Annotated in this window: 26 protein-coding genes and 1 pseudogene; 19 read left to right on the forward strand and 8 right to left on the reverse strand. The window is 60.8% G+C overall.

Annotation, left to right across the window (positions count from 1 at the left end):
- Positions 1–35: 35 nt before the first annotated feature.
- Positions 36–1,286, forward strand: coding sequence for a kynureninase (gene kynU, locus ACM530_RS14985; RefSeq protein WP_416365055.1), 1,251 nt, complete (start codon positions 36–38; stop codon positions 1,284–1,286).
- 138 nt (positions 1,287–1,424) lie between these two features.
- On the forward strand, positions 1,425–2,831 hold the full coding sequence (locus tag ACM530_RS14990; RefSeq protein ID WP_416365056.1) for an amino acid permease: 1,407 nt from the start codon (positions 1,425–1,427) through the stop codon (positions 2,829–2,831).
- Here ACM530_RS14990 and ACM530_RS14995 read toward each other — a convergent pair.
- Positions 2,777–3,667, reverse strand: coding sequence for a LysR family transcriptional regulator (locus ACM530_RS14995; RefSeq protein WP_416365057.1), 891 nt, complete (start codon positions 3,665–3,667; stop codon positions 2,777–2,779). The two genes, ACM530_RS14990 and ACM530_RS14995, sit on opposite strands and share 55 nt — an antisense overlap.
- Before the next feature lie 190 nt (positions 3,668–3,857).
- Between ACM530_RS14995 and ACM530_RS15000 the strand changes: the two genes are divergently transcribed.
- The 5 genes from ACM530_RS15000 (at position 3,858) to ACM530_RS15020 (ending at position 8,913) form a co-directional block, all read left to right on the forward strand.
- The gene (locus ACM530_RS15000; RefSeq protein ID WP_416365058.1) at positions 3,858–4,622 is read left to right on the forward strand and encodes a sulfite exporter TauE/SafE family protein; all 765 of its coding nucleotides are present in this window, start codon (positions 3,858–3,860) and stop codon (positions 4,620–4,622) included.
- A gap of 123 nt (positions 4,623–4,745) precedes the next feature.
- Positions 4,746–5,336 (forward strand): NAD(P)H-dependent oxidoreductase, encoded by a 591-nt coding sequence (locus ACM530_RS15005; protein WP_242201136.1) that lies wholly within the window; start codon positions 4,746–4,748, stop codon positions 5,334–5,336.
- Positions 5,337–5,367: 31 nt separating this feature from the next.
- On the forward strand, positions 5,368–6,264 hold the full coding sequence (locus ACM530_RS15010) for a LysR family transcriptional regulator (protein WP_242201134.1): 897 nt from the start codon (positions 5,368–5,370) through the stop codon (positions 6,262–6,264).
- Between the two features lie 103 nt (positions 6,265–6,367).
- The gene (locus ACM530_RS15015) at positions 6,368–7,261 is read left to right on the forward strand and encodes an NAD-dependent epimerase/dehydratase family protein (protein WP_416365059.1); all 894 of its coding nucleotides are present in this window, start codon (positions 6,368–6,370) and stop codon (positions 7,259–7,261) included.
- A 206-nt stretch (positions 7,262–7,467) separates the two neighbouring features.
- On the forward strand, positions 7,468–8,913 hold the full coding sequence (locus ACM530_RS15020) for a SulP family inorganic anion transporter (RefSeq protein ID WP_416365060.1): 1,446 nt from the start codon (positions 7,468–7,470) through the stop codon (positions 8,911–8,913).
- A gap of 4 nt (positions 8,914–8,917) precedes the next feature.
- Here ACM530_RS15020 and ACM530_RS15025 read toward each other — a convergent pair whose 3' ends face one another.
- Positions 8,918–9,310 carry a lysozyme inhibitor LprI family protein gene (locus tag ACM530_RS15025; protein ID WP_416365061.1) on the reverse strand — a complete coding sequence of 131 codons (393 nt, stop codon included), beginning with the start codon at positions 9,308–9,310 and terminating at the stop codon, positions 8,918–8,920.
- Between the two features lie 247 nt (positions 9,311–9,557).
- On the opposite strand from ACM530_RS15025, the gene ACM530_RS15030 reads away from it, so the two are divergent.
- The 4 genes from ACM530_RS15030 to ACM530_RS15045 are packed head-to-tail and all read left to right on the forward strand — an operon-like array spanning position 9,558 to position 13,656.
- The gene (locus ACM530_RS15030) at positions 9,558–10,907 is read left to right on the forward strand and encodes a gluconate:H+ symporter (RefSeq protein ID WP_242201127.1); all 1,350 of its coding nucleotides are present in this window, start codon (positions 9,558–9,560) and stop codon (positions 10,905–10,907) included.
- A gap of 25 nt (positions 10,908–10,932) precedes the next feature.
- Positions 10,933–11,793: a MurR/RpiR family transcriptional regulator gene (locus tag ACM530_RS15035; RefSeq protein ID WP_416365062.1), complete on the forward strand. Its 861-nt coding sequence runs from the start codon at positions 10,933–10,935 to the stop codon at positions 11,791–11,793.
- Position 11,794: 1 nt separating this feature from the next.
- Entirely contained in the window at positions 11,795–13,258 is a 1,464-nt protein-coding gene (locus tag ACM530_RS15040) for an N-acyl-D-amino-acid deacylase family protein (RefSeq protein WP_416365063.1), read from the forward strand.
- A gap of 29 nt (positions 13,259–13,287) precedes the next feature.
- The gene (locus ACM530_RS15045) at positions 13,288–13,656 is read left to right on the forward strand and encodes a glyoxalase superfamily protein (RefSeq protein WP_106578200.1); all 369 of its coding nucleotides are present in this window, start codon (positions 13,288–13,290) and stop codon (positions 13,654–13,656) included.
- A gap of 628 nt (positions 13,657–14,284) precedes the next feature.
- Here ACM530_RS15045 and ACM530_RS15050 read toward each other — a convergent pair.
- Complete coding sequence (locus ACM530_RS15050; protein WP_371317720.1) at positions 14,285–15,148, reverse strand: methyl-accepting chemotaxis protein; 864 nt, start codon at positions 15,146–15,148, stop codon at positions 14,285–14,287.
- A 39-nt stretch (positions 15,149–15,187) separates the two neighbouring features.
- Positions 15,188–16,399, reverse strand: a pseudogene (locus ACM530_RS15055) (methyl-accepting chemotaxis protein); the annotation flags it as partial.
- Positions 16,400–16,494: 95 nt separating this feature from the next.
- Between ACM530_RS15055 and ACM530_RS15060 the strand changes: the two are divergent.
- Entirely contained in the window at positions 16,495–17,112 is a 618-nt protein-coding gene (locus ACM530_RS15060; RefSeq protein WP_106578202.1) for an FKBP-type peptidyl-prolyl cis-trans isomerase, read from the forward strand.
- A 136-nt stretch (positions 17,113–17,248) separates the two neighbouring features.
- Here the strand turns inward: ACM530_RS15060 and ACM530_RS15065 are convergent, their stop codons facing one another.
- From ACM530_RS15065 to ACM530_RS15075, 3 genes are all read right to left on the reverse strand, one after another.
- On the reverse strand, positions 17,249–17,506 hold the full coding sequence (locus ACM530_RS15065) for a hypothetical protein (RefSeq protein ID WP_145164332.1): 258 nt from the start codon (positions 17,504–17,506) through the stop codon (positions 17,249–17,251).
- A gap of 160 nt (positions 17,507–17,666) precedes the next feature.
- Positions 17,667–18,008: a zinc ribbon domain-containing protein YjdM gene (locus tag ACM530_RS15070; RefSeq protein WP_017254008.1), complete on the reverse strand. Its 342-nt coding sequence runs from the start codon at positions 18,006–18,008 to the stop codon at positions 17,667–17,669.
- 204 nt (positions 18,009–18,212) lie between these two features.
- Positions 18,213–19,181: a polyprenyl synthetase family protein gene (locus tag ACM530_RS15075; RefSeq protein ID WP_145164326.1), complete on the reverse strand. Its 969-nt coding sequence runs from the start codon at positions 19,179–19,181 to the stop codon at positions 18,213–18,215.
- Between the two features lie 239 nt (positions 19,182–19,420).
- Here ACM530_RS15075 and rplU point away from each other — a divergent pair, with 239 nt between their 5' ends.
- The 7 genes from rplU (at position 19,421) to ACM530_RS15110 (ending at position 25,193) form a co-directional block, all read left to right on the forward strand.
- Positions 19,421–19,735 (forward strand): 50S ribosomal protein L21, encoded by a 315-nt coding sequence (gene rplU / locus ACM530_RS15080; RefSeq protein ID WP_007950961.1) that lies wholly within the window; start codon positions 19,421–19,423, stop codon positions 19,733–19,735.
- A gap of 34 nt (positions 19,736–19,769) precedes the next feature.
- Positions 19,770–20,027 (forward strand): 50S ribosomal protein L27, encoded by a 258-nt coding sequence (gene rpmA / locus ACM530_RS15085; protein ID WP_003176049.1) that lies wholly within the window; start codon positions 19,770–19,772, stop codon positions 20,025–20,027.
- Between the two features lie 193 nt (positions 20,028–20,220).
- The gene (cgtA, locus tag ACM530_RS15090) at positions 20,221–21,444 is read left to right on the forward strand and encodes an Obg family GTPase CgtA (protein ID WP_016976186.1); all 1,224 of its coding nucleotides are present in this window, start codon (positions 20,221–20,223) and stop codon (positions 21,442–21,444) included.
- A 137-nt stretch (positions 21,445–21,581) separates the two neighbouring features.
- The gene (gene proB, locus ACM530_RS15095; RefSeq protein WP_026013771.1) at positions 21,582–22,700 is read left to right on the forward strand and encodes a glutamate 5-kinase; all 1,119 of its coding nucleotides are present in this window, start codon (positions 21,582–21,584) and stop codon (positions 22,698–22,700) included.
- A gap of 16 nt (positions 22,701–22,716) precedes the next feature.
- Entirely contained in the window at positions 22,717–23,181 is a 465-nt protein-coding gene (locus ACM530_RS15100; protein ID WP_145164324.1) for a CreA family protein, read from the forward strand.
- Between the two features lie 101 nt (positions 23,182–23,282).
- The gene (locus tag ACM530_RS15105) at positions 23,283–23,765 is read left to right on the forward strand and encodes a glutathione peroxidase (protein WP_106578205.1); all 483 of its coding nucleotides are present in this window, start codon (positions 23,283–23,285) and stop codon (positions 23,763–23,765) included.
- 324 nt (positions 23,766–24,089) lie between these two features.
- Complete coding sequence (locus tag ACM530_RS15110; RefSeq protein ID WP_145164322.1) at positions 24,090–25,193, forward strand: NADH:flavin oxidoreductase; 1,104 nt, start codon at positions 24,090–24,092, stop codon at positions 25,191–25,193.
- On the opposite strand, the gene ACM530_RS15115 is transcribed toward ACM530_RS15110, so the two are convergent.
- Complete coding sequence (locus ACM530_RS15115) at positions 25,162–26,364, reverse strand: glycosyltransferase family 4 protein (RefSeq protein WP_119736716.1); 1,203 nt, start codon at positions 26,362–26,364, stop codon at positions 25,162–25,164. The genes ACM530_RS15110 and ACM530_RS15115 overlap by 32 nt on opposite strands.
- Positions 26,365–26,385: the final 21 nt, after the last annotated feature.

The raw sequence follows: 26,385 nt of genomic DNA on the forward strand, positions 1-26,385 counted from the left end.
TGCTCCATCTTCACTTATAAAAATCAGGACAGCCCATGACCACCCGAAGCCACTGCCAAGCCCTCGACGCTCAGGACCCGCTGGCGCCACTGCGTCGTCAGTTCGCCTTGCCTGAGGGCGTGATCTACCTCGACGGCAACTCCCTCGGTGCGCGCCCGGTGGCGGCGTTGGCGCGGGCGCAGCAGGTGATCGACCAAGAGTGGGGCAATGGCTTGATTCGCAGCTGGAACAGCGCCGGCTGGGCAGATCTGTCCCAGCGCCTGGGCAATCGCCTGGCGCCCTTGATCGGCGCGCGCGACGGCGAAGTGGTGATCACCGATACCACCTCCATCAACCTGTTCAAGGTACTCAGCGCCGCGTTGAGCGTGCAGCGCCAACGCCAGCCGGGCCGTAAGGTGATCGTCAGCGAGGCGAGCAACTTCCCCACCGACCTGTACATCGCCGAAGGCCTGGCCGAGTTGCTGCAGCAGGGTTATTCATTGCGACTGGTGAACAGCCCCGATGAACTGCCGCAGGCTATCGACCAGGACGTGGCGGTGGTGATGCTCACCCACGTCAACTACAAAACCGGCTACATGTACGACATGCAGGCGCTCACCGCCTTAAGCCACGAATGTGGCGCACTGAGCATCTGGGACCTGGCGCATTCGGCGGGCGCGGTGCCCATCGACCTGCACACGGCGCGGGCCGATTATGCAATTGGCTGTACTTACAAATACCTCAATGGCGGCCCGGGTTCCCAGGCGTTTGTGTGGGTCAATCCGCTGCTGGTGGACGTGGTGCGCCAGCCCCTGTCGGGTTGGTTCGGGCATACCCGGCAGTTTGCGATGGAAGCTCAATACGCGCCGAGCGCGGGCATTGCGCGCTACCTGTGCGGCACACAGCCGATCACCTCGCTGGCCATGGTCGAATGCGGCCTGGAGATTTTTGCCCAGACCGACATGGCCAGCCTGCGGACCAAATCCCTGGCGTTGACTGACCTGTTTATCGCGCTGGTCGAAGCCCGCTGCGCCGCCCACGGCCTGGTGCTGATTACCCCGCGCGAGCACGCCAGGCGCGGCAGCCATGTGAGCTTCGAGCACCCCGAAGGTTACGCGGTGATCCAGGCGCTGATCGCTCGGGGCGTGATTGGTGATTACCGCGAGCCGCGCATCATGCGGTTTGGTTTTACGCCGTTGTACACAAGCTTTACCGAGGTGTTTGACGCGGTAGAGATCCTTGGCGAAATTCTCGATAACGCCACTTGGGACCAGGCGCAATTCAAAGTGCGCAACAGCGTCACATAAGAGCACCACAACACTAATGTGGGAGCTGGCTTGCCTGCGATAGCGTCAGTGAATTCACCACCGCTATCGCAGGCAAGCCAGCTCCCACAGGGTTCGGCACCGGCAGTAACAAATCACAATAATAAAGGGGCACACCACGTGACCACACCCGACAACGGTTTTGCAGAGATCACCCACCGCGAACTGGGCCTGCGGCGCCAGCTCACTTGCGGCCAGATGAGCATGATCGCCATCGGTGGCGCCATCGGCACCGGGCTGTTCATGGGCAGCGCCTATGCCATCGGCTATGCCGGGCCCAGCGTGCTGGTGAGCTACGCCATCGGCGCGCTGATCACCTTGCTGTTGATGGGCTGCCTGGCGGAGATGACGGTGGCGCATTCCACCTCGGGCTCATTCGGCGCGTACGCCGAGTTCTACATCAGCCCGCTGGCCGGGTTTCTGGTGCGTTACGCCTACTGGGCCGCGATTGTGCTGGCGGTGGGCGCCGAGGTCACGGCGGTGGCGATGTACATGAAGTACTGGTTTGCCAACGTGCCGGAATGGGTGTGGATCGTGTCGTTTTCCAGCGTGCTGATCCTGCTCAATGCGATCAGCGTGAAGACCTTCGGCAATTTCGAATACTGGTTTTCGACGATCAAGATCAGCGCCATCTTCGGCTTCATCATCCTTGCGGTGTACGTGGTGTTCGGCTCCGGCAACCCGGCGTACGGCGTGCAGAACTATACCGCCCACGAGGGCTTTTTCCCGCATGGCTTGAGCGGCATGTGGATCGCGGTGATCGTGTCGATCTTCAGTTACTTGAGCGTGGAGATGATCGCGGTGGCCGCCGGTGAAGCCGCCGACCCGGAACAGGCAGTGAAGAAAGCCTTTCGCGCGACCATCGTGCGGCTGGTGGTGTTTTACCTGCTGACCCTGGCGCTGATGCTGGCCATCGTGCCGTGGAACCAGGCCGGTCAGACCCAGAGCCCGTTCGTCACGGTGATGCAGACCATCGGTATTCCCGGCGCCACCGGGGTGATGAATTTTGTGATTCTGATCGCCGCGCTGTCGGCGATGAACAGCCAGCTCTACATCACCACGCGCATGATGTTCAGCCTCTCGCGCGCAGGCTTTGCGCCCAAGTCGATGGGCGCGTTGAGCAAGAGCGGGATTCCGCTGAATGCGTTGCTGCTGTCCAGCTCGGGCATCGCCTTGGCGACCTTGCTGAACGTGGTGTACCCGGAAAGCTCGTTTACGCTGATGATGGCGATCTCAATGTTCGGTGCGATCTTCACCTGGTTCATGATCTTCCTCACGCACCTGTTTTTCCGCCGCTATCGCAAGCGCCATGGCGGGGCGAAGCTGTCGTTCCAACTGCGCCTGTTCCCCTACAGCACGCTGCTGGGCCTGGTGTTGATGGGCGCGGTGATGATCACCACGTACTTCACCGAGGCGTTCAAGATGACGCTGGTGTTTGGCGTGCCGTTCCTGATGATTCTGTCGGCGGTGTATTACGGGTTTTTCCGCAAGGGCAGGGTGAGGGCGTCGAACAAAGCCTTGGCGTAACCGGGCAATTGTTCGAAGGAGCGCGCGCATAACAGCAGCGTGCGGCGGGCCCACTCTTCTTGCAGCGGTTGGGCTTTGAGGCGGCGTTGCAGCGGCCAGCGCTCCAGTGCCGCTTGGGGCACGATGCCCAGACCGGCGCCGCCCGCGACCATGCGAATCAACCCATCAAAACCATCGGCGCGGATGCGGGTTTGCAGGCGAAAGCCCGCGTGCAGCGCCTGTTCCTCCAAATACACCGCCAATGCGCTGTTGGCGGCCAGGCCGACGTAGTCGTATTGCAGGCTGTCGATGAAACTCGCGGTCGTCAGCGGATGGTCGAGGGGCATGATCAGTACGAGCGGGTCGTCGCGAAAGGGCAGGGTTTGCAAGCCGTGGGTGTCCACTGCGTCGGAAATAATGCCCAGGTCCGCGGTGCCCTGACGCAAGGCCTGGGTGATGCGCAGGCTCGGTAGTTCTTGCAGGTCGATATCGAGGTTGGGGTGTTCGCGCAGAAAATCGGCAAGCAATTCCGGCAGGTATTCACTCAGGGCGGTGGTGTTGCACAGCAGGCGCACCTGGCCTTTGACGCCGTTGGCGTATTCGGCGAGGTCTTGTTGCAGGTGTTCGGCTTGTTGCAGCAGCAAGCGCGCGTGGCGGGCCAGGGCTTTGCCCGCGGGTGTGGGTGTGACGCCCCGGCGGCCGCGCTCAAGAAATTCGATGCCCAATGACGCTTCCATCGCACGGATGCGCGCACTGGCGGCGGCCAGGGATAAATGGCTGCGCGCCGCGCCGGCGGTGATGTTGCCGGTGTCGAGGATGTGCAGGTAGAGGCGCAGGTCGATCAGGTCAAAGTGCATGGCCGGGGTTCTCGGGTGACTGGACGGGCCTCATCGCAGGCAAGCCAGCTCCCACATTTAGATTTGTGAACACAGTTCAAATGTGGGAGCTGGCTTGCCTGCGATAGCGATCTGAGCCTCACGAAAAACAAGAGGCTGCCTCAGTATATGGCGAATTTTCATAACCGCCTTAACGTCGCACAATCTCCTCATGACTACCTTCCTGGCGTACTACCAAAACCTCGGCGCGGCCCTGACCCTATTGGTTGTCGGCACCTTCCTGCTGGCCGGCACCGTCAAAGGCGTGATTGGCCTGGGCCTGCCCACCGTGGCCATGGGTATGCTCGGCCTGGCTATGCTGCCGGCGCAGGCTGCGGCATTGCTGATCATTCCCTCAACGGTGACCAACCTCTGGCAACTGGCATTCGGCGGCCACTTGAGCGCGTTGCTCAAACGCCTGTGGCCGATGCTGGTGCTGGTTTTCCTCGGCACCGGGCTCGGCACGCTATGGCTGGGCATGGACGGCGGCCATTGGGTCGTTCGCGCGTTGGGCGGCGCGCTGCTGGTGTATGCGTTGAGTGGGTTGTTTCTGCCCACGTTCACGGTGCAGCCTCACACCGAGCGCTGGCTGGGGCCGGTGTGCGGGCTGGTCACCGGCATCATCACCTCGGCCACCGGCGTGTTCGTGATTCCCGCCGTGCCGTATCTGCAAGCCTTGGGCTTGAACCGTGATCAGTTGGTGCAGGCGCTGGGGCTGTCGTTCACCGTTTCCACCTTGGCGCTGGCGGCCGGTCTGGCGTGGCGTGGCACCCTCGGCGGCGGCGAAATCAATGCCTCCCTACTGGCCCTGGTGCCTGCGTTGTTGGGCATGTGGCTGGGCCAGGCACTGCGTCAGCGCATCAGTGCGGTGCTGTTCAAACGGGTATTTTTTATCGGCATGGCGCTGTTGGGCGGTCATTTGCTGATCAGTGGTTAAATCAAGAGTGCGGCGTTATTCGTGCGTTTGGGTCAAATGTATTTTGCCGCACTGCTGCTTATTCCAACGGTTGAATGTCGATAGCCTGCCGGCAGATATTTTTAGCCCTTTGGATTCCTTCCCATGAAAAAAGTACTCCTGCTCAACGGCGGCAAGAAATTCGCCCATTCCGACGGCCGCTATAACGCCACCCTGCATGAAGCCGCCGTGGCGGTGCTGGACCGCGGCGGTATCGACGTCAAAGTCACCCACATCGACGAAGGCTACGACGTGGCCGAAGAGGTCGCCAAATTTCTCTGGGCCGACGTGATCATCTACCAGATGCCCGGCTGGTGGATGGGCGCGCCATGGATCGTCAAAAAGTACATCGATGAAGTCTTCACCGAAGGCCACGGCAGCCTGTATGCCAGCGATGGTCGGACCCGTTCCGACGCGTCGCAAAAGTACGGCAGCGGCGGCTTGATCCAGGGCAAGCAGTACATGTTGTCGCTGACCTGGAACGCGCCGCAGCAAGCCTTCGACGATCCGACGGACTTCTTCGAGGCCAAGGGCGTGGACGCGGTGTACTTCCCGTTCCACAAGGCCAACGAGTTCCTCGGCATGACCGGCCTGCCGACCTTCCTGTGCGTGGACGTGATGAAACGCCCGGCCATCGAGGCTGACGTGGCGCGCTATGAGCAGCATCTGGCGCAGGTGTTTAACCTGTCGGTGTAAGCTGCTACCCACCGATCAAGAAGGACAGCCTGTGAAAGCCCGATCCGATGAGTTACAGATCTTCGTCAGCGTGATTGAGTGCGGTTCGATTTCCGCCGCGGCGGAGCAGGTCGGGCAGACGCCGTCGGCGGTCAGCCGCACCTTGTCGCGCCTGGAAGCCAAGCTCGACACCACGCTGATCAACCGCACCACGCGGCGCATGGACCTGACCGAAGAGGGCAAGTACTTCTTCGAGCAGGCCAAGGTGATTCTGGCGCAGATGGATGATCTGGAAGAGCGCCTGTCGTCGCGCCAGAAAAACCCGGCCGGGCGGCTGCGCATCAACGCCGCCGTGCCCTTCATGCTGCACGGGATCGTGCCGTACATCGCCGAGTTTCGCAGCCTCTACCCGGACATCCAGCTGGAGCTGAACAGCGATGACTTGATCATCGACCTGCTGGAACAGAGCACCGACATTGCCATCCGTATCGGCGCCCTGGCCGACTCCACGTTGCATGCCCGTTCCCTTGGCTGCACGCCGCTGCATATCCTCGCCAGCCCCGACTACCTCAAGCAACACGGCACGCCGACCACGGTGGCCGAGTTGGCGGACCATACGTTGCTGGGCTTCACCCAGACCGAAACCCTCAACCATTGGCCGTTGCGCCATGTGGAAGGTGACCGTTGGCTGATCCAGCCGAGCATCGCTGCCTCCAGTGGCGAAACCCTGCGCCAGTTGGCGCTGGAAGGGCAGGGCATTTGCTGCCTGTCGAACTTCATGACGGTCGAAGACATCAATGCCGGGCGGCTGGTGCCGGTGCTGGAGGCGTTTAACAGTGGTTATCGTCAGCCGATCCACGCAGTGTTCTATCGCAACTCGCAATTGGCGTTGCGCATCCAGTGCTTCCTGGACTTCATTCAGACCAAGCTGGCGCGGTATGCCTGCTGATTCGTGACCTGTGCGCAAGATTGAATTGGGCAATACAGTCTTATTCGACAGGGATGAGTCCTCGATACTGGACCCATCACTTACCCAGTCAGGAGCACACTCCATGAATGTATTCGTTACCGGCGCAGCGGGTTTTATCGGCGGCTCCATCGCCACCGGTCTGGTCAAGGCTGGCCACACCGTTACCGGCCTGGTGCGCAGCGCCGAGCAAGCCGCTGAAATGACCGCCCTGGGCATCACGCCCGTGATCGGCACCCTGGATGACTCGGCCGTGTTGACCGAGCAGGCTTCGAAGGCCGATGCAGTTATCAACGCCGCCAGCAGCGACCATCGCGCTGCCGTCGAAACCTTGCTGGCCGCCTTGAAGGGCTCGAACAAGCCCTTCCTGCACACCAGCGGTTCGAGCATCGTTGGCGATGCGTCGGGCGGTAAGGCCAGCGATGTCATCTACTTTGAGGACACGCTGCCGGAGCCGACCGTCGACAAGGCTGCGCGCGTGGCCATCGATAACCTGATTCTGGCGGCGGCCAAAGACGGCGTGAATTCGGCGGTGATCTGCAACACCCTGATTTATGGTCACAGCCTGGGCGTGAAGCGTGACAGCGTGCAATTGCCGCGGCTGCTCAAGCAGGCGCGCAAAAGTGGCATGGTGCGCCATGTGGGCACTGGGCAGAACATCTGGTCCAACGTGCACATCGAAGACGTGGTAGCGCTGTACCTGCTGGCGCTTGAGAAGAATGTGCCGGGCACCTTCTACTTTGTGGAAAGCGGTGAAGCGGCGTTTGTCGACATGACCACTGCTATTGCCGAAGCGTTGAAGCTGGGCAAGCCGCAGGATTGGCCGTTGGCGGATGCTGAAGCCGAGTGGGGCTATGAAATGGCCAACTATGGCCTGGGCTCCAACAGCCGCGTGCGGGGCAAGCATGCCCGTGAACTGCTGGGCTGGGCGCCGAAGCGTACGTCGGTGGTGGAGTGGATTCGCAACGAAATGGTGTGATGTTCGCTTAGCACCGCGGTGCTGCCTTCGCGAGCAAGCCCGCTCCCACATTTGACTGCATTCCACTGTTGGAACGCGGTCAAGTGTGGGAGCGGGCTTGCTCGCGAAAGGGGCGACTCGGTTTATCTGGTTTACCCAGTGCTGGCCCCACCTCGCTCAATTCCGTACCATTCCCCGCCTTATTCCCCGCAACGCCCTGGTACCTCATGAACCTCACTCGTCTGCGCGCCGATGCCCTGGCCGGCCTCACCACGTCCTTTGCGCTGCTGCCCGAATGCATCGCCTTTGCCTTGGTCGCCCACCTCAACCCGCTGATGGGGCTCTACGGCGCCTTTATCATTTGCACCCTCACCGCGTTATTCGGTGGCCGGCCCGGCATGGTCTCGGGGGCCGCCGGTTCGATGGCGGTGGTGATCGTCGCGCTGGTGGTGCAACACGGCGTGGAGTACTTGTTGGCCACGGTGTTGCTGGGCGGGCTGATCATGGTCGCGTTCGGCGTGTTGCGCCTGGGCAAGCTGGTGCGCATGGTGCCGCACCCGGTGATGCTCGGTTTCGTCAACGGCCTGGCGATCATCATCGCCTTGGCGCAACTGGAACATTTCAAAAGCGGCGAAAGCTGGCTCAGCGGCACGCCGTTATACGTAATGATCGGCCTGGTGGCGGTGACCATGGCGATTGTCTATTTGCTGCCGCGCCTGACGCGCGCCGTGCCGCCCGCGTTGGTGGCGATCCTCGGCGTCGGTTTGGCGGTGTACCTGCTTGGCCTGCCAACCCGCACACTGGGCGACATGGCGCACATCGCTGGTGGCCTGCCGACCTTCGCGCTGCCGCAAATTCCCTGGACCCTGGAAACCCTCGGCATCATCGCGCCCTATGCGTTCCTGATGGCGATGGTCGGCTTGCTGGAAACCCTGCTGACCTTGAACCTCACCGACGAAATCACCGAAACCCGGGGCTACCCTGACCGCGAAAGCGTGGCCCTGGGCGCGGCGAATATGGTCTCGGGCCTGTTCGGCGGCATGGGCGGTTGCGCGATGATCGGGCAAACCGTGATCAACTTGAGCTCTGGCGGGCGCGGGCGTTTCTCCGGGGTGTTTGCCGGGGTGATGATCCTGTTGTTCATTTTGTTTCTGTCGCCGCCGATCGAGCGGATTCCGCTGGCGGCGCTGGTGGGCGTGATGTTTGTGGTGTCGCAGCAGACCTTCGCCTGGGCGTCGTTGCGGGTGATCAACAAAGTGCCGGTCAATGATGTGCTGGTGATTCTGGCGGTGACGGTGATTACCGTGTTTACCGACCTGGCCACGGCCGTGCTGTGCGGCATTGTGATTGCGGCGCTGAACTTCGCCTGGCAACAGGCGCGCGAGCTGTATGCCGATGAACACCTTGAAGCCGACGGCAGCAAGCTGTACCGGCTGCATGGCACGTTGTTCTTTGCCTCGACCACGCCGTTTCTGAACCAGTTCGACCCGGCCAACGACCCGGCTCAGGTAACGCTGGATTGCCGTCACCTGAGCTTTGTTGACTACTCGGCGATTGCCGCGCTGATGACCTTGCGAGAGCGCTACAGCAAGGCCGGCAAACATCTGCGGGTGCTGCATTTGTCCGAGCGCTGCAAGAAGCTGTTAAAGCGTGCGCGCGTTCATCATGAGTAACTGATCACGGCCCGACCAGGTCTTCGAGTTCCTGTGCGCGGGTCTGGGTCATGTCCAGCACGCAGCCGGAGCCGTTGACCTGGTCGATGGTGCCGCCCGTGGCACTGCCTGCGAAGTCGCAATTGGCGTCACGGTATTTGAGCCACAGGCGCTGCACGTCCTGCAGCTTCTGCTTGCGGTCGCCTTCCTGGGCGGCCAGGGCGGTTTTATAGGCTTTGTTCAGGCGATCGTCCTGAACCTTGGTTTCCTTGACGTTGCAATTGACCATGTAGACGGTGGTGTTGGCGCTGTCCATGCATTTTTTCAGCGCCGCATTCTCGGCGGCCGAGGCGCTGCTGCAGAACGCCAGCAACAGCGCGCTGGCGGCGAAAGGAACAAGCAGAGTCTTGCGATTCATTGTCGGGATTCCTGAACGACGGTAGGACTGCCCTCTCAGACTCGGCCCTTACGGTTGAGTTTCGGCGCGGCAAAAACTTCATGTAAGAACACCCCTCGGATTTTCATTGGCTGGCGCTGGGCATGTCCCCAAGCGACAGCACTTATCCGTGGGCGAAAATTACTTTCATAGAAATTGAAAATTTAATCGAGGAATGATTTATGAGTTTCACAACCAATTCGACGTGACCCTTTCCAAGGAGTACCGCATGGCCGCACCACTGGGCTTGGGGCTGTTGGCATACGCTGCCATCGCCATCATTGCATTGATCGTGCTGATCGCACGTTACCGACTCAACCCGTTTATCGTCATCACCTTGGTGTCCATTGGCCTGGCGCTGATGGCCGGCATGCCGGCGGACACCATCATGGGCTCGTACGAGGCGGGCGTGGGTAAAACCCTGGGGCACATTGCCCTGGTGGTGGCGCTGGGCACCATGCTCGGCAAGATGATGGCCGAGTCCGGCGGCGCCGAGCAGGTGGCGCGCACGCTGATCAACCGCTTCGGCGAGCGCAATGCGCACTGGGCGATGGTGTGTATTGCCTTCCTGGTAGGGCTGCCGCTGTTTTTCGAGGTCGGTTTTGTGTTGCTGGTGCCGATTGCCTTTACCGTGGCGCGACGTGTGGGCGTGTCGATTCTGATGGTCGGCTTGCCGATGGTCGCCGGTTTGTCGGTGGTGCATGCGCTGGTGCCGCCGCACCCGGCGGCGATGATGGCGGTGCTGGCGTATAACGCCTCGGTTGGGCAGACCGTGCTGTATGCGATTCTGATCGGTATCCCCACGGCAATTATTGCTGGCCCGTTGTACGCCAAGTTCATCGTGCCGCGTATTCACCTGCCGGCGCAGAACCCGCTGGAACGCCAGTTTATCGAGCGCGAGCCGCGCACCCGTCTGCCGAGCTTTACGTTGACCATGGGCACCATCCTGTTGCCGGTGGTGCTGATGATGATCGGCGGCTGGGCCAATGTGATTTCTACACCCGGTACTGGCTTTAACCAGTTCCTGCTGTTTATCGGCAACTCGGTGATCGCGCTGTTGGTCGCGACGTTAGTGAGCTTCTGGACCTTGGGCCTGGCCCAGGGTTTCAACCGCGAGGCGATCCTCAAGTTCACCAATGAATGCCTGGCACCGACCGCCAGCATCACCTTGCTGGTGGGCGCCGGTGGTGGCTTGAATCGCATTTTGGTGGACGCGGGCGTCACCAATGAAATTCTCGGCCTGGCCCACGCCTTCCATCTGTCGCCGCTGGTGATGGGCTGGTTGTTTGCTGCGCTGATGCGCATCGCCACCGGCTCAGCCACCGTGGCCATGACCACGGCCTCCGGTGTGGTCGCGCCCGTCGCCATGGGCCTGGGTTATCCACACCCTGAGTTGCTGGTGCTGGCGACTGGCGCGGGTTCGGTGATCTTTTCCCACGTCAACGACGGCGGCTTCTGGCTGATCAAGGAATACTTCAATATGACGGTGATCCAGACCTTCAAGACCTGGACCGTGCTGGAGACGTTGATCTCGGTGGTCGCGTTCGGTCTGACTTACGGTCTGTCGCTTGTTTTATGAGCCTCATTTGTAATCCGGAGCCCCGATGGACATCCTCTACCAGATCCGCGCCCGCCAGGACTCTTTCAGCGCCGGCGAAGGACGTATCGCCAAGCTGATGCTCGATGACGTGGGCTTCGCCGCGTCGGCCAGCCTGGAGGAGTTGTCCCAACGCGCCGAAGTCAGCACAGCGACCTTGTCGCGGTTTGCCCGCAGCGTCGGCTGCCGCGACTTGCGCGATTTACGCTTGCAACTGGCCCAGGCCAGCGGGGTGGGCAGTCGCTTCCTGGACCCGGCGGGGTTGCCGGAGCAGTCGGCGTTTCATCGGCAGATTCTCGGCGATATCGAATTGACCTTGCGTCAGCATCTGTCGGGGTTCAACCAGGCGAGTTTTGTCGATGCCGTCAGCCTGTTGGGCAAGGCGCGGATGATTCACGCATTCGGCATGGGCGGCCCGTCGAGCCTGTGCAGTGAAGAGTTGCAAGTGCGACTGGTGCGCCTGGGTTACCCGATTGCCGCTTGCCACGACCCGGTGATGATGCGCGTCACCGCCGCGACCTTGGGCCCTGAGCAGGCGCTGATCGTGTGCTCGCTCTCCGGCCTCACGCCCGAGTTGTTGGACGTGGTGGGGCTGGCGCGCAATTACGATGCGCCCATCGTCGCCATCACCTTGGCCGATTCACCGCTGGCGCAGCTGGCGGACGTCTTGTTGCCGCTGCAGCCGGCCGAAACCAGTTTTATCTACAAGCCCACCGCGGCGCGCTACGGAATGCTGTTGGCCATCGACCTGCTCGCCACCGAGCTGGCGCTGGTCATGCCGGACGAGAACCAGGAACGCCTGCGCCGGATCAAGCTGGCCCTGGACGATTATCGCGGCGGCCCCGATAGCCTGCCGCTTGGAGATTGATATGAAGTACGACACGCTGATTCGCCAGGCGCTGATCATTGATGGCAGCAACACACCAGGTTATGTCGCCGATGTAGGGCTGCGTGACGGGCGTATCGAGACAATCGGCGACCTGGCGACTGCGCAGGCCGAGCATGAGATCGAGGCGCAGGGGCGTGTTCTGGCGCCGGGGTTTATTGACGTGCACACCCACGACGACACGGTGGTGATCCGCCATCCGCAGATGCTGCCCAAACTCAGCCAGGGCGTGACCACGGTGATTGTCGGCAACTGCGGCATCAGCGCCTCGCCGGTGAGTTTACGTAGTGATCCGCCGGACCCGATGAACCTGCTGGGCATGCGTGAGGCGTTCGCTTACCCGCGGTTTGCCGATTACCGCGCTGCTGTGGAAAGCGCTCATCCGACGGTCAATGTCGCGGCGTTGATCGGCCATACGGCGCTGCGCAGCAACCATATGGATGACCTGCACCGTACCGCCACGCCGGATGAAATCGGTGCCATGCGTGTGCAGTTGCGAGCAAGTCTTGAGGCTGGCGCGCTGGGTTTATCCACAGGCCTGGCCTACGCCAGCGCGTTTAATGCCCAGACCGATGAAGTGCTGCAACTCAGTGAAGAACTGACGGCGTTTGGTGCGGTGTACACCACGCATTTGCGCAGCGAATTCGAGCCCGTGCTGGAAGCGATGGACGAAGCGTTTTTGATCGGCCGACACGCCAAGGCACCAGTGATTATTTCCCACCTCAAGTGCGCCGGTGCGGGCAACTGGGGGCGCAGTCCGCAGCTGTTGGCGTCGCTGGAACTGGCTGCAAAAACCCACCCGGTGGGCTGTGATTGTTATCCCTATGCGGCCAGCTCTTCGACCCTGGACCTCAAGCAGGTCACCGATGCGTTTCGCATCACCATCACCTGGTCGACGCCGCACCCGGAAGTCGGCGGGCGCGACTTGCAGGATATTGCCTGCGAGTGGGACGTTTCGCTGCTGGACGCAGCACGTCGCCTGCAACCGGCGGGGGCGGTGTACTACGGAATGGATGAGGAGGATGTACGACGCATCCTCGCGCATCCGCTGTCGATGGTGGGCTCTGATGGCTTGCCGGAAGACCCGTTCCCGCATCCACGCTTGTGGGGCGCGTTTCCACGGGTGTTGGGGCATTTCAGCCGCGATGTGGGGTTGTTCCCGCTGCACACGGCGGTGCACAAGATGACCGGGCTGTCGGCGGCGCGCTTTGGTTTGGCCGAGCGTGGGGAAATTCGTCAAGGGTATTGGGCTGACCTGGTGTTGTTCGACCCATTGCGGGTGCGTGACGTGGCGGACTTCAAGGCGCCACAACGCGCGGCTGAAGGCATTGATGGCGTGTGGATCAACGGCGTGTTGAGCTACAGCGATGGGCAGGCCAATGGTCAGCGGCCAGGGCGGTTTTTGGCGCGCAATGGGGATTTGCGTGGTGGGTTTTCGACTCTATAGTGGGCGCTTTCATACACGGAGCTGTCGTCATGCACTTAGGAAAAGTCACCCCCATTCTGCGAATATTCGACGAAGCCAAAGCGTTGGAATTCTACGTCGACTTCCTCGGGTTCAAGGTCGACTGGCAGCATCGCTTCGAAGCGAATTTCCCGTTGTATCTGCAGGTGTCGTTGGGTGAGTGCGTGCTGCATTTGTCCGAGCATCATGGCGATGCGTCGCCGGGGTCAGCGGTGCGGATTCAGGCGCAAGGCGTGGACGCGTATCAGCAGCAATTGCTGGCCAAGGATTATCGGTATGCCAAGCCTGGCGTTGAAGAAACGCCGTGGGGCTCGCGGGAGATGAGCATCGGCGATCCGTTTGGTAATCGGCTGGTGTTTGTCGAGGAAGGCGAGGGCTGACAGGGCAATCGCAGGCAATAAAAAACCGCCTTAGTAGGGCGGTTTTTTATTGCAAACCCAGTGAGTGGCTGGGGTTGCTGTCTCATTGGAAGCAGTGATGTGCAACGCGGATACTACTGCTGGTTATTACGCCAGGCAAGACTTGGCGACGATCGGGACTTTTCATTTTTCACCCAAAATGCGCGGTAAAGTTTGGCAATGAATTCGCGGACCTTTCTATAGGTTTTATCGATGCCCGTCACACCTTTTACCGGGAGGTTGGTTAGTATCAGCGCCGTTCCAAGTACGTCGTTTTGTAGGTGGTTGGGTATGCGCGCGGAATAATGGACCGAACGCCACGGGCTAGTAATCCGTGCCGGATTGATGCGGGAGGAACCAAAGCCCGGCCGCCTCAAAGGAAGCAGTGATGTGCATCCCAAGGCTCACGTGTTCCGGTAAGTGCGCTGGAGGTAAGGCCCAACGCTTGGAGGGCCGAGTATGTCTAAGTTTGCACGACGTACGTGGAACCTCGTAGTGAGTGCCCTGCGTGTTTATCACGTGTGGACATTCCTGCGGGACAGCTTCGATGACCTGTAAGGTCTGAGAAGTGGAGCCGCCTCGGTTTCGGCCGAGGCGGTTTTTTGGTTTTTTAAACCCGGAAGTGGCTGACCATCTGCTGCAATTGGCTGCCCAGACGCGCCAGTTCTACGCTCGACTTGGCCGTCTCGTCGCTCGCCGTTGCGGTCTGCTCGGATACATCACGCACGTTCACAATGCTGCGGCTGATCTCTTCGGCCACGGCACTTTGCTGCTCGGCCGCGGCTGCAATCTGCTGGTTCATCGACTGGATGTTCGACACCGTACGGGTGATATTTTCCAGCGACACACCCGCCTTGCGCGTCAGCTCAACGCTGCTGTCGGTGAGGCTGCGGCTGTTGTTCATCACGGTGGCCACTTGCTGAGTGCCGTTCTGCAGGCCGGCGACCAGGCCTTCGATTTCTTCGGTGGATTTTTGTGTGCGCTGGGCCAGGCCACGCACTTCGTCGGCGACCACGGCAAAGCCGCGACCGGCTTCACCGGCACGCGCTGCTTCAATCGCGGCGTTGAGTGCCAGCAGGTTGGTTTGCTCGGCCACGGCCTTGATCACGTCCATTACGCTGCCGATCTTGTTGCTCTCTTGCTGCAGGTGCGTCATGGCGTCGGTGGAGCGCGCCACTTCAGCAGCGAGGCGTTCGATCTGGGCGATGGCCTCGGCCACCACTTTGTCGCCCGCGCGGGCTTGGCCGTCGGCGTCGGCAGCGGCCAGCGAGGCTTGCTCGGCGTTGCGTGCGACTTCCTGCACGGTGGCCGTCATTTCGTGCATCGCCGTGGCGACTTGATCGGTCTCGATCTTCTGGCTGTTGACGCCGGCACTGGTCTGCTCGGTTACGGCCGACAGTTCTTCGGCGGCGCTGGCGATCTGGGTTACGCCATCGCGAATACCGCTGATCAATTCACGCAGGGTGGTGCCCATGCGCTGGATGCCTTGTTGCAATACGCCCAACTCGTCACGACGGGTCACCTGGATGTTGTGGCTCAGGTCGCCGGAAGCGATGCGCTCCACCACGGCCAGGGTGTCCTGGATCGGGCGAGTGATCTGACGGGTAATCACCAGTGCCGCAATGATGCCGACCAGCAGGGCCAGCAAGGTGCTGATCAGTTGCAGGCTGCGGGCCTGGGTACTTTCGGCGTCACGGCGATTCAGTTGAATGTCGTACAGCTTGTCGCTGATGGTGACGATATCGGCGCCTTGGGTGGTCATTTCCGCACGGGCACTGACGATGTTGGCGTTGGCCGCCTTGTAACTTTGCACGGCGCTGCGATAGGCGCCGAGCGCGGTTTCCAGCGAGGTCAACGCGCTTTGTTGGCTGGCGCCGAGTGCGGCGCTGAGATTTTTCAAACCACTGATGGCTTTTTCAATCTGTGCGGCGGCGCGGGCTTCGGTCTCTGCGCTGGGATTGTAGGTGTAGCCGCGCACTTCATAGCGGCTCAACTGGAACTCTTCCTTGGCGCGCGTGACGGCCTGGTACTGGGTGAAGCGCTCCGGACTGTCGGGCATCTGCTGCACACTGGTTTCCAGCGCGTCAATCTGGGTGTTGGCGATGTCGGCCTTGTCGCCCATGACCTGGCGTGCGGCGTTACCGTTACGGTAGGCCTCGCGCATTTTGTTCAGGGACTGCTGGTACGCGGTGATGACGGCTTTCTGCTCGTTGAGCAGCTTGAGGTTTTCCGGGCTCTTGAAGCTGTCCAGCAGTTTCTGTTGCTGGGCGGCGAAGGCGTCGAGACTGGTCTGTACGTTCTGTGCCACGGCTTCGTCGCCGTTGGCCAGCATGTATTGCAGGCGCACGATGCGCAGCTTGGTCAGCGAGGCATTGAGCTGGGTGATGTCGCTCATCCAGTTGCTGCGGTCGATCAGGCCGCCCAGGCTGGTCCAGCCGGTCAGTGCCAGGATCGACGTGAGGACCAGCACCAGGCCGAAGCCCAGGCCGAGTTTGAGGTTGACGCTGATGTTGCCGAACCAGCTATTCATCGAATGCTCCGCAAGAATGATGTATGTCTGCTGGACGGTGTTGTTGTTTGAGCCAGCCAAAGTGTGTAGGGCTGTATCGGCGCAGGCGGGGGATTCTGAAATGTTTTTAATCCGGGTGCGACAAAGGGTCGCCATCGCCGTAGAGCAATCGATTCCCTGCCGGCCCTCAGAGGCCGGGGACGGGGGGCTCATCATCGGCGGGTCTTGTGTGCTAGTCTGCTGGCCCTTTTAGTTCAGGGCCGCCACGCAAAACAGCGTTTTTCGTAATGGCCCTACAGCGGAGCCTCTTCATGTCCGAAGTTAATCTGTCCACCGACGAAACCCGCGTCAGCTACGGTATCGGCCGTCAGTTGGGCGACCAACTGCGCGACAACCCGCCACCGGGCGTGAGCATCGACGCCATCCTGGCTGGCCTGACCGACGCGTTCGCTGGCAAGCCAAGCCGCGTTGACCAAGAGCAAATGGCGGCCAGCTTCAAAGTTATCCGTGAAATCATGCAAGCCGAAGCGGCTGCCAAGGCTGAAGCCGCGGCTGGCGCTGGCCTGGCGTTCCTGGCTGAAAACGCCAAGCGTGATGGCATCACTACTCTGGCTTCCGGCCTGCAGTTTGAAGTACTGACTGCCGGTACAGGCGCCAAGCCGACCCGTGAAGACCAAGTGCGTACTCACTACCACGGCACCCTGATCGACGGCACTGTGTTCGACAGCTCCTACGAGCGCGGCCAGCCTGCAGAATTCCCGGTTGGCGGCGTGATCGCCGGCTGGACCGAAGCCCTGCAACTGATGAATGCCGGCAGCAAATGGCGTCTGTACGTGCCGAGCGAACTGGCTTACGGCGCTCAAGGCGTTGGCAGCATCCCGCCGCACAGCGTTCTGGTGTTCGACGTCGAGCTGCTCGACGTTCTGTAAGACCTGATAGCACTGGCATCGGCTTTATGTGGGAGCCAGGCTTGCCCGCGATGCAGACGACTCGGTCTGACGCCTTACCGAGTTGAGGCTATCGCAGGCAAGCCAGCTCCCACATAGGGCCTGTGTGTTGGCTCGCTCATGGATGGAACTTGCCATTGACCTCAGTCGTCGGGCGCAACGCTCGGGCATAGCAGAACAGAAACAGATTACGCACCACTTCCTTCAGCACCCCAGGTTCACTGGAACTCAGGCCATTCACGTCCAGATCGCCCTGGTCCTGCAGCTCATTCAGCGCTTCTTCTTCCAGCACTGCACAGACTTCACCGGTTTCCCGATGCAGGATTCGCAGGTATGGGTGTGGGCGGTCCAGCCAGGCATCTATCAAATAAGTCATGAGTCGTTCTCCTTGATGGGTTTCAATGAGAATAATTCTTATTCGTAGAATAGCAAGTGCCTATTGGCGGTTTCCTGGTTTTTCTGTGTGGATATTGCGCGTGATCAACGCAGAGGGCGAAACGCCATCCCGCGGCGGGCGCGGGATGGAGGCAGCAGATTCAGACTTTGCGCACAAACTCGGACTTGAGTTTCATCGGGCCGATGCCGTCGATCTTGCAATCGATATCGTGATCACCGTCGCACAGGCGGATGTTCTTGACCTTGGTGCCCACCTTGACCACCAGGGAAGTGCCCTTGACCTTGAGGTCTTTGATCACGGTAATGGTGTCGCCGTCTTGCAGGACGTTGCCTACAGAGTCTTTCTTCACGGTTTCATCACCGGCTGCTTCGGCCTCGCCATTGGCGGACCACTCATGGGCGCATTCCGGGCAGATCAGCTGGGCGCCATCTTCGTAGGTGTATTCAGAATTGCATTTTGGGCAGGGTGGCAACGTGCTCACTAAAGCTCCTTGAAAGTCAGGAATGGCTAAAGTCGCACATTATATAGGGATTTGAAGCGCGAGCGGGATAGTGGGTTGGCAATGGGATCTAGATGTGGGAGCGGGCTTGCTCGCGAAGGCGGCGGATCAGCTGGATATTTCTCACAGATCCACCGCATTCGCGAGCAAGCCCGCTCCCACACAAGCCCACTGCATCAATCGTCTTCAGTGCGTACGGGCGACCGCGAACTCACTTAGCTCGACCAGGGCGTCCCGGTATTCGCTGGCAGGCAGGGCTTCAAGGCACTTGATGGCGCGGGCGACGTAGTCACGCGCCAGTTGCGCGGTGTACTCCAGAGAGCCCGAGGCTTCCACGGCTGCGCGGATGGCCTCCAGGTCTTCGATCCCACCTTTCTGGATCGCCTTGCGCACCAGGGCAGCCTGTTCCGGCGTGCCTTCGCGCATGGTGTAGATCAGCGGCAAGGTCGGCTTGCCCTCGGCCAGGTCGTCACCGACGTTCTTGCCTAGGGTTTCGGCGTCGCCCTTGTAGTCGAGCAGGTCGTCCACCAACTGGAACGCCACGCCCAGGTGATCACCAAAGGTGCGCAGGGCTTCGGCCTGTTCGGCAGTGGCGCCGCACAAGGCGGCAGCACTGTGAGTAGAGGCTTCGAAGAGCATCGCGGTTTTGCCGCGGATCACTTCCATGTAGGTTTCTTCGGTGGTGCTGGCGTCGCGGATCTTCGACAGCTGCAACACTTCGCCTTCGGCGATGATGCGCGTGGCTTGTGAAAGAATCTTCATCACCGGCATCGAGCCCAGTTCGACCATCATTTCGAACGAGCGCGAGTACAGAAAATCGCCGACCAACACACTGGGGGCGTTGCCCCACATGGCATTGGCGGTCTCACGGCCACGGCGCATGCCGGACATGTCGACCACGTCGTCATGCAGCAGGGTGGCGGTGTGCAGGAATTCGATGGTGGCGGCCAGCAGGCGCAGGTCATCGCCTTCGCGGCCCAGGGCCTTGCCACACAGCAACACTAATAAAGGACGCAGGCGTTTGCCGCCCGCCGACGTAATATAGTCGCCAATTTTGGAGACCAGCGGCACTTTAGAAGTCAGCTGCTGCTTGATGATGCCGTCGACGGCGCTAAAATCGTCCGCGACCGCGCGGTAGAAAGCTTGGGGTTGCATCAGCGACAGTCGCTCCAGAAGGGTTGCGCGGCATGCTAGGACCCTCACCCCCGGGTGTCAAGGCGCGATAGACGGCCTCTTGCAACGCTCCGTTGCCTTGCGTACAATCGCGCACCCTGAACTTCCTGGGCAGCACCTGCCTTACGCAATTGCATTCGGGACGTCCATCCCATGCAGCCATGCCAGCCAATACCTCTTCTTATAAAGCGCTGGGTGAGCAGGATTATCGGAGAAATACCATGTCGTACGCAGTAATTGTTACTGGTGGCAAGCAATACAAGGTCGCCCCAGGTGAATACCTGAAGATCGAAAAACTGGAAGTCGCCACTGGCGAATCCGTTACCTTTGATCGCGTTCTGTTGGTCGCCAATGGCGATGACGTGAACATCGGCGCTCCAGTTGTTGCTGGCGCTACCGTTGTGGCTGAAGTGATCTCCCAAGGTCGTCACGATAAAGTCCGCATCATCAAGTTCCGTCGTCGTAAGCACCACATGAAGCGTATGGGCCACCGCCAGTGGTACACCGAGATCAAAATCACCGGTATTCAGGCTTAATTTCAGCCTAATTCCTCACTAGGAGAATTGACTCATGGCACACAAAAAAGCTGGTGGTAGTACCCGTAACGGTCGCGACTCAGAAGCCAAACGCCTTGGCGTGAAGATGTATGGCGGCCAGAAAATCATTCCGGGCAACATCATCGTGCGTCAGCGCGGCACCCAATTCCACGCCGGTTACGGTGTTGGCATGGGTAAAGATCACACCCTCTTCGCTAAAATCGAAGGCGTGATCAAGTTTGAAGTAAAAGGCGCTTTCAACCGCCGTTACGTGAGCGTTGTCGCCGCTTAATTGCGCGATCGCTGGAAAAGCCCTGTCTCGCGACGGGGCTTTTTCGTTTGTGGAGTGAGTCTCTTGCAAAGCTGTTTGTAATGAGCTCAGGCGCTGGATACGCGGTCATTGTTTGAGGTCGCTGCGCTCATTTTTGCAAGAGTCTTATGTCTTGGTTTCTTAAGCTCGTCCATGCGACGAGAGGCGTTTTGTTATGAAGTTCGTTGATGAAGTTTCCATCCGAGTAAAAGCAGGCGACGGCGGTAACGGTTGCATGAGTTTCCGTCGCGAAAAATTCATCGAAAACGGTGGCCCCAACGGTGGTGACGGCGGTGACGGCGGTTCTATCTACATGATGGCCGACGAAAACCTCAACACCCTGGTCGACTACCGTTACACCCGGCACTTCGATGCCGAGCGTGGCTCCAACGGCGGCAGCACCGACTGCACCGGTAAAAAAGGCGAAGATCTGGTACTGCGCGTACCGGTCGGCACCACGATCATTGACTCGGCCACCCAGGAAGTGATTGGCGACCTGACCAAGGCCGGCCAGAAACTGATGGTTGTGCAGGGCGGCTGGCACGGTCTGGGTAACACCCGATTCAAGTCCAGTACCAACCGTGCACCACGCCAGACCACGCCGGGCAAGCCGGGCGAGCAGCGTGACCTCAAGCTGGAAATGAAAGTACTGGCAGACGTCGGCCTGTTGGGCCTGCCGAATGCCGGCAAAAGTACCTTCATCCGCTCGGTCTCGGCCGCCAAGCCGAAAGTCGCCGACTACCCGTTCACCACTCTGGTTCCAAACCTGGGCGTGGTCAGCGTGGACCGCTGGAAAAGCTTCGTGATCGCCGACATTCCAGGCTTGATCGAAGGTGCTTCCGATGGCGCCGGCCTGGGGATTCGCTTCCTCAAGCACTTGTCGCGTACCCGTTTGCTGCTGCACCTCGTCGACATGGCGCCGCTGGATGACACCAGCGCACCGGACGCCGCCGAAGTGATCGTCAGCGAACTGACCAAGTTCAGCCCGGCCCTGGCCGAGCGCGATCGTTGGTTGGTACTCAACAAGTGCGACCAGATCCTGGAAGAAGAGCACGAAGAGCGCGTCAAGGAAATCGTCGATCGCCTGGAGTGGGAAGGTCCGGTTTACGTGATCTCGGCCATCGCCAAAGAAGGCACCGAACGCCTGACCCGCGACATCATGCGCTACCTGGAAGACCGCGCCGACCGCCTGGCGGCCGACCCGGTATTCAAGGCCGAACTCGCTGAGCTCGATCAACAGATCGAAGACGAAGCCCGTGCCCAGCTGCAGGCTTTGGATGACCAGCGTGCCCTGCGTCGCAGCGGCGTGAAGTCGGTCCATGACATCGGCGACGATGATTGGGACGAAGAAGACGTAGATGATGAAGACGGTCCGGAAATCATTTACGTGCGCGACTGATTCGTTGCAGTAAACTTAAGCGCCGCTCACTCGAGCGGCGTTTTGGTATCTGGGTATACGAGCAGTCACTAAAGTAGTCACGAATAACGTTATGGGCCGCGCTGGGTCGCGCAGCCCTCAATCTAAGGTTGAAGATGATGCGGAGCAAAGTGACAGGTGCGCAGCGCTGGGTCGTAAAGATCGGAAGTGCGCTGCTGACGGCGGATGGCAAAGGTCTGGATCGCGCAGCCATGAGCGTCTGGGTCGAGCAGATGGTGGCCTTGCATGAGGCCGGTGTCGAGTTGGTGCTGGTGTCGTCCGGGGCTGTGGCCGCCGGCATGAGCCGCCTCGGCTGGACCGCGCGACCCAGCGCGATGCACGAGCTGCAAGCCGCCGCTGCCATTGGCCAGATGGGCCTGGTGCAAGCCTGGGAGTCCAGCTTTGCCGAGCATGGCCGCCACACGGCGCAGATCCTGCTGACCCACGACGACCTGTCCGACCGCAAGCGCTACCTCAACGCCCGCAGCACCCTGCGCGCGCTGGTCGAGCTCAAAGTGATCCCGGTGATCAACGAGAATGACACGGTGGTCACCGACGAAATTCGCTTCGGCGACAACGACACCTTGGCCGCGCTGGTGGCCAACCTGGTGGAGGCCGACCTGCTGGTGATCCTCACCGACCGCGACGGCATGTTCGACGCCGACCCGCGCAACAACCCCGATGCCCAACTGATCTACGAAGCCCGCGCCGATGACCCGGCGCTGGATGCCGTGGCCGGCAGTGTCGGCGGCGCCCTGGGCCGTGGCGGCATGCAGACCAAGCTGCGTGCTGCACGCCTGGCCGCGCGTTCCGGTGCGCATACCATCATCGTCGGCGGGCGCCTGGAGCGTGTGCTGGACCGTCTCAAGGCCGGTGAGCGCATTGGCACGTTGCTGTCGCCGGAACGCGGCATGCTGGCGGCGCGCAAGCAGTGGCTGGCCGGGCACCTGCAAACCCGTGGCACGCTGGTGCTGGACGATGGTGCCGTGTCGGCGCTGTCCCAAGGCAACAAGAGCCTGCTGCCAGTGGGCGTCAAATTGGTGCAGGGCAGCTTCCGCCGTGGCGAGATGGTGGTGTGCGTTGCGCCCGACGGTCGTGAGATCGCCCGTGGCCTGGCCAACTACAGCGCCCTTGAAGCACAGAAAATCATTGGACAATCGTCTGACGCGATTGTCGGACTATTAGGTTACATGGCCGAACCCGAACTGGTTCACCGCGATAACCTGATCCTGGTCTAAATAAAGGGAATACACGATGCGCGTCATGAACGGAGTACTCGGCCTGTTGCTGGCTCTGCCGCTGCTGGCCTCGGCTGAAGAAATTGGCCAGGTGTCGACGGTGTTCAAGTTTGTCGGGCCTAACGACCGGATCGTGGTCGAGGCGTTTGATGATCCCAAGGTTGATGGCGTGACCTGCTACCTGTCGCGCGCCAAGACGGGCGGCGTCAAAGGCGGCCTGGGCCTGGCCGAGGACCGCGCCGAAGCCTCGATAGCCTGCCGCCAGGTTGGCCCGATTCATTTCAACGGTGAGCTCAAGGATGGCGACGAAGTGTTCAAGGAACGCACCTCGCTGGTGTTCAAGACCATGCAGGTGGTGCGCTTCCTCGACAAGAAGCGCAATACCCTGGTTTACCTGGTCTACAGCGACCGTTTGATCGAAGGCAGCCCGCAAAACGCAGTCACGGCGATTCCGATTTTGCCGTGGCCGACCGCTCAGTAACCGGCGGGCGAGTTTTGTAATCGGCGTCTATGATTGCAGGCTTGCAGTCTGTAATCTCGAACGGCCGCAACGCGAAGAACATGGGATATCTGGAGTTCGTCATGAGTGCTTTCCACGACCTGAAACTCAAAGCTTTGGACGGTCAAGAGCTACCGCTGGCGCCCTTCAAGGGGCAAGTTGTGCTGGTGGTGAATGTGGCCTCCAAATGTGGCTTGACCCCGCAATACGCGGCGTTGGAAAACCTCTATCAGCAGTACAAGGGCCAGGGATTTACCGTATTGGGCCTGCCGTGCAACCAGTTTGCAGGCCAGGAACCGGGCACCGAGGAAGAAATCCAGGCGTTCTGCAACGTGAACTACGGCGTGACCTTCCCATTGGGCAGCAAGCTCGACGTCAATGGCCACGATCGCCACCAGTTGTACCGCTTACTGGCGGGCGAGGGCGCCGAGTTTCCTGGGGATATCACCTGGAACTTCGAGAAATTCCTGCTCGGCAAGGACGGCCGAGTGCTGGCTCGATTCTCGCCGCGTACCGCGCCAGATGATCCGACGATCGTGCAGGCCATCGAAAAAGCCCTGAGCTGAACGCTGCCAGAGGCTTTATCGGCAAGCGCGCTCCTTGTAGCGAGCGCTCTTGTAATGACGAGCCGGCTTGTCGTGGCGAGCGGGCTTGCCCCGCGTTGGGCTGCGAAGCAGCCCCAAAACCCACACCGCATTAAGCCGATAACCGCGCTGGCTTCAAACAGGGCCACTGCGCCGCCCAACCCGAGTCAAGCCCGCTCGCCACAGGTTCGTGGTGCTTCACTTCCTGACTTTTACCCCTTAATCACCCAAATCAATAGTGCTTTCACGCGCTGCGCACTGCCCATATTATCCGCATCATAAATACCTCTTCCGCGGAGTGCTCCCATGCCTGTTCAAGCCTTGTTCAAACCTTTCCAGCTCGGTGCACTGCAACTGTCGACCCGCGTGGTCATGGCGCCCATGACCCGTTCGTTTTCGCCGGGTGGCGTGCCCAATGCCAAGGTCATCGAATACTACCGCCGCCGCGCTGCTGCCGGCGTGGGCCTGATCATCACCGAAGGCACCGTGGTCGGTCATCAGGCCTCCAACGGTTACCCGAACGTTCCGCATTTTTACGGTGAGGCCGCGCTGGCCGGCTGGAAAGAAGTGGTCGACGCCGTACACGCCGAAGGCGGCAAGATCGTGCCGCAACTGTGGCACGTGGGCAGCGTGCGCCGTATCGGCACCGAGCCTGACGCCAGCGTACCGGCCTACGGCCCGATGGAAAAACTCAAGGACGGCAATGTGGTCGTCCACGGCATGACCACCCAGGACATCCAGGACGTGATCAATGCCTTCGCCCAAGCTGCCAAGGATGCCCAGCGCATCGGCATGGACGGCGTAGAGATCCACGGCGCCCACGGTTACCTGGTTGATCAGTTCTTCTGGGAAGGCACCAACCAGCGCACCGACGAATACGGTGGCAGTCTGGCCAACCGTTCGCGGTTTGCCATCGAATTGATCCAGGCCACCCGCGCCGCCGTAGGCCCGGACTTCCCGATCATCCTGCGTTTCTCGCAGTGGAAGCAGCAGGACTACACTGCGCGCCTGGTGCAAACACCCGAGGCGCTGGGTGAGTTCCTCAAGCCGTTGTCCGACGCGGGTGTGGATATTTTCCACTGCTCAACCCGTCGTTTCTGGGAGCCGGAATTCGAAGGCTCCGACCTCAACCTGGCCGGCTGGACCCGCCAGCTCACCGGCAAGCCGACCATCACCGTCGGCAGCGTCGGCCTGGACGGCGAGTTCCTGCAGTTTATGGTCAACACCGACAAGGTCGCGCAGCCGGCCAGCCTGGAAAAGCTGCTGGAGCGCCTCAACAACGATGAGTTCGACCTGGTCGCTGTGGGCCGTGCCTTGCTGGTGGACCCGGATTGGGCGGTGAAGGTGCGCGAGGGGCGCGAGGGCGACATCCTGCCGTTCAGTCGTGAGGCGTTGACGACCCTGGTGTAAGAGGCGAAAGGGCGGGCACCGGGTGTCCGTCCTTGCACACTCCGCGTAACTGGCGTTCGAACTGTTCGATAATCGCCGGCCAGCCCTGGCGGCTCGCATGTTGGCGAGCATTCAGGCGCATGCGGCGCAGGCTCTCTGCATCTTCCAGCAACCAATTGGCGGCATCGCAAAACGCAGCCTCATCCCCGGGCATCGCCAGCACGCCGTTGTAGCCATGGCGAATATGCTGGGTTGCGGCCGCCTGGTCGTAGGCCACCACCCCCAATCCCGAGGCCATCGCCTCCAGCACCACGTTGCCGAAGGTTTCAGTCAGGCTGGGGAACAGGAACACATCGCCGGAAGCGTAATGCCGGGCCAGTTCTTCACCGCGCAGGGTGCCGCAGAAAATCGCCTCCGGCAGTTCCTTTTCCAGCATCGTGCGTTGTGGGCCATCGCCGACGATGATCAGTTTCATCTGGCGCAACGGATACGTGTCTTGCAAGGTTTCAAAGCAGCGCTTGAGCAGCCCCAGGTTTTTCTCCTGCGCCAGTCGACCTACGTGCAGCACGGCGATCTGTTCAGCGTTCAATGCCCAACTTTCCCGCAACGCGTGGTCGCGTTTCGCCGGGTGGAACAACTGGCTGTCGACCCCGCGCGCCAACATTCCCAGACGCTCGAAATTCCGCCGCTCCAGCTCCAGGCGCTGACTGGTGCTGGGGACCAGCGTCAGCGTCGAGCGGTTATGGAACCAGCGCAAATAGTGCGTGACCATGCGGCTGAGCAGGCTCAAACCGTATTGGTTCGAGTACTGCTGGAAGTTGGTGTGAAAGCCACTGACCACGCTGATGCCCAGGCGCCGTGCTGCGCGCAACGCCGACAAGCCCAATGGGCCTTCGGTGGCGATGTAGAGCACGTCGGGGCGCTGACGGGTCCAGCGGCGCAGCAACTTATGCATCGACGACTGGCCCCATTGCAGGCCGGGGTAGCCCGGCAGCGGCCAGCCGCGGCACAGCAGCAGCGCGTCATCGCTGGGGCGGCTTTGATCGCTGCCCTGGCGTGGGCGCACCAACTCCACCTGATGGCCGCGCGCGCGCAAACCTTCACACAGGCGGCCAAGGGTATTGGCCACCCCGTTGATCTCTGGCGGGAAGGTTTCGGTGATCAGGGTGATGTGAAGCGAAGCTGTCGTCATGACCCACAGTGTCACCGTGGG

Source organism: Pseudomonas sp. NFX183 (assembly GCF_047943075.1).
Taxonomy (GTDB): domain Bacteria; phylum Pseudomonadota; class Gammaproteobacteria; order Pseudomonadales; family Pseudomonadaceae; genus Aquipseudomonas.

Excerpts from the sequence above, each read along its gene's own strand:
- kynU (WP_416365055.1), top strand. The coding sequence starts at position 36 with ATGACCACCCGAAGCCACTGCCAAGCCCTCGACGCTCAGGACCCGCTG.
- ACM530_RS14995 (WP_416365057.1), bottom strand. The coding sequence starts at position 3,667 with ATGCACTTTGACCTGATCGACCTGCGCCTCTACCTGCACATCCTCGAC.
- ACM530_RS15000 (WP_416365058.1), top strand. The coding sequence starts at position 3,858 with ATGACTACCTTCCTGGCGTACTACCAAAACCTCGGCGCGGCCCTGACC.
- ACM530_RS15005 (WP_242201136.1), top strand. The coding sequence starts at position 4,746 with ATGAAAAAAGTACTCCTGCTCAACGGCGGCAAGAAATTCGCCCATTCC.
- ACM530_RS15015 (WP_416365059.1), top strand. The coding sequence starts at position 6,368 with ATGAATGTATTCGTTACCGGCGCAGCGGGTTTTATCGGCGGCTCCATC.
- ACM530_RS15020 (WP_416365060.1), top strand. The coding sequence starts at position 7,468 with ATGAACCTCACTCGTCTGCGCGCCGATGCCCTGGCCGGCCTCACCACG.
- ACM530_RS15025 (WP_416365061.1), bottom strand. The coding sequence starts at position 9,310 with ATGAATCGCAAGACTCTGCTTGTTCCTTTCGCCGCCAGCGCGCTGTTG.
- ACM530_RS15030 (WP_242201127.1), top strand. The coding sequence starts at position 9,558 with ATGGCCGCACCACTGGGCTTGGGGCTGTTGGCATACGCTGCCATCGCC.
- ACM530_RS15035 (WP_416365062.1), top strand. The coding sequence starts at position 10,933 with ATGGACATCCTCTACCAGATCCGCGCCCGCCAGGACTCTTTCAGCGCC.
- ACM530_RS15040 (WP_416365063.1), top strand. The coding sequence starts at position 11,795 with ATGAAGTACGACACGCTGATTCGCCAGGCGCTGATCATTGATGGCAGC.
- ACM530_RS15045 (WP_106578200.1), top strand. The coding sequence starts at position 13,288 with ATGCACTTAGGAAAAGTCACCCCCATTCTGCGAATATTCGACGAAGCC.
- ACM530_RS15050 (WP_371317720.1), bottom strand. The coding sequence starts at position 15,148 with ATGGGCACCACCCTGCGTGAATTGATCAGCGGTATTCGCGATGGCGTA.
- ACM530_RS15060 (WP_106578202.1), top strand. The coding sequence starts at position 16,495 with ATGTCCGAAGTTAATCTGTCCACCGACGAAACCCGCGTCAGCTACGGT.
- ACM530_RS15065 (WP_145164332.1), bottom strand. The coding sequence starts at position 17,506 with ATGACTTATTTGATAGATGCCTGGCTGGACCGCCCACACCCATACCTG.
- ACM530_RS15075 (WP_145164326.1), bottom strand. The coding sequence starts at position 19,181 with ATGCAACCCCAAGCTTTCTACCGCGCGGTCGCGGACGATTTTAGCGCC.
- rplU (WP_007950961.1), top strand. The coding sequence starts at position 19,421 with ATGTCGTACGCAGTAATTGTTACTGGTGGCAAGCAATACAAGGTCGCC.
- rpmA (WP_003176049.1), top strand. The coding sequence starts at position 19,770 with ATGGCACACAAAAAAGCTGGTGGTAGTACCCGTAACGGTCGCGACTCA.
- cgtA (WP_016976186.1), top strand. The coding sequence starts at position 20,221 with ATGAAGTTCGTTGATGAAGTTTCCATCCGAGTAAAAGCAGGCGACGGC.
- proB (WP_026013771.1), top strand. The coding sequence starts at position 21,582 with ATGCGGAGCAAAGTGACAGGTGCGCAGCGCTGGGTCGTAAAGATCGGA.
- ACM530_RS15100 (WP_145164324.1), top strand. The coding sequence starts at position 22,717 with ATGCGCGTCATGAACGGAGTACTCGGCCTGTTGCTGGCTCTGCCGCTG.
- ACM530_RS15105 (WP_106578205.1), top strand. The coding sequence starts at position 23,283 with ATGAGTGCTTTCCACGACCTGAAACTCAAAGCTTTGGACGGTCAAGAG.
- ACM530_RS15110 (WP_145164322.1), top strand. The coding sequence starts at position 24,090 with ATGCCTGTTCAAGCCTTGTTCAAACCTTTCCAGCTCGGTGCACTGCAA.
- ACM530_RS15115 (WP_119736716.1), bottom strand. The coding sequence starts at position 26,364 with ATGACGACAGCTTCGCTTCACATCACCCTGATCACCGAAACCTTCCCG.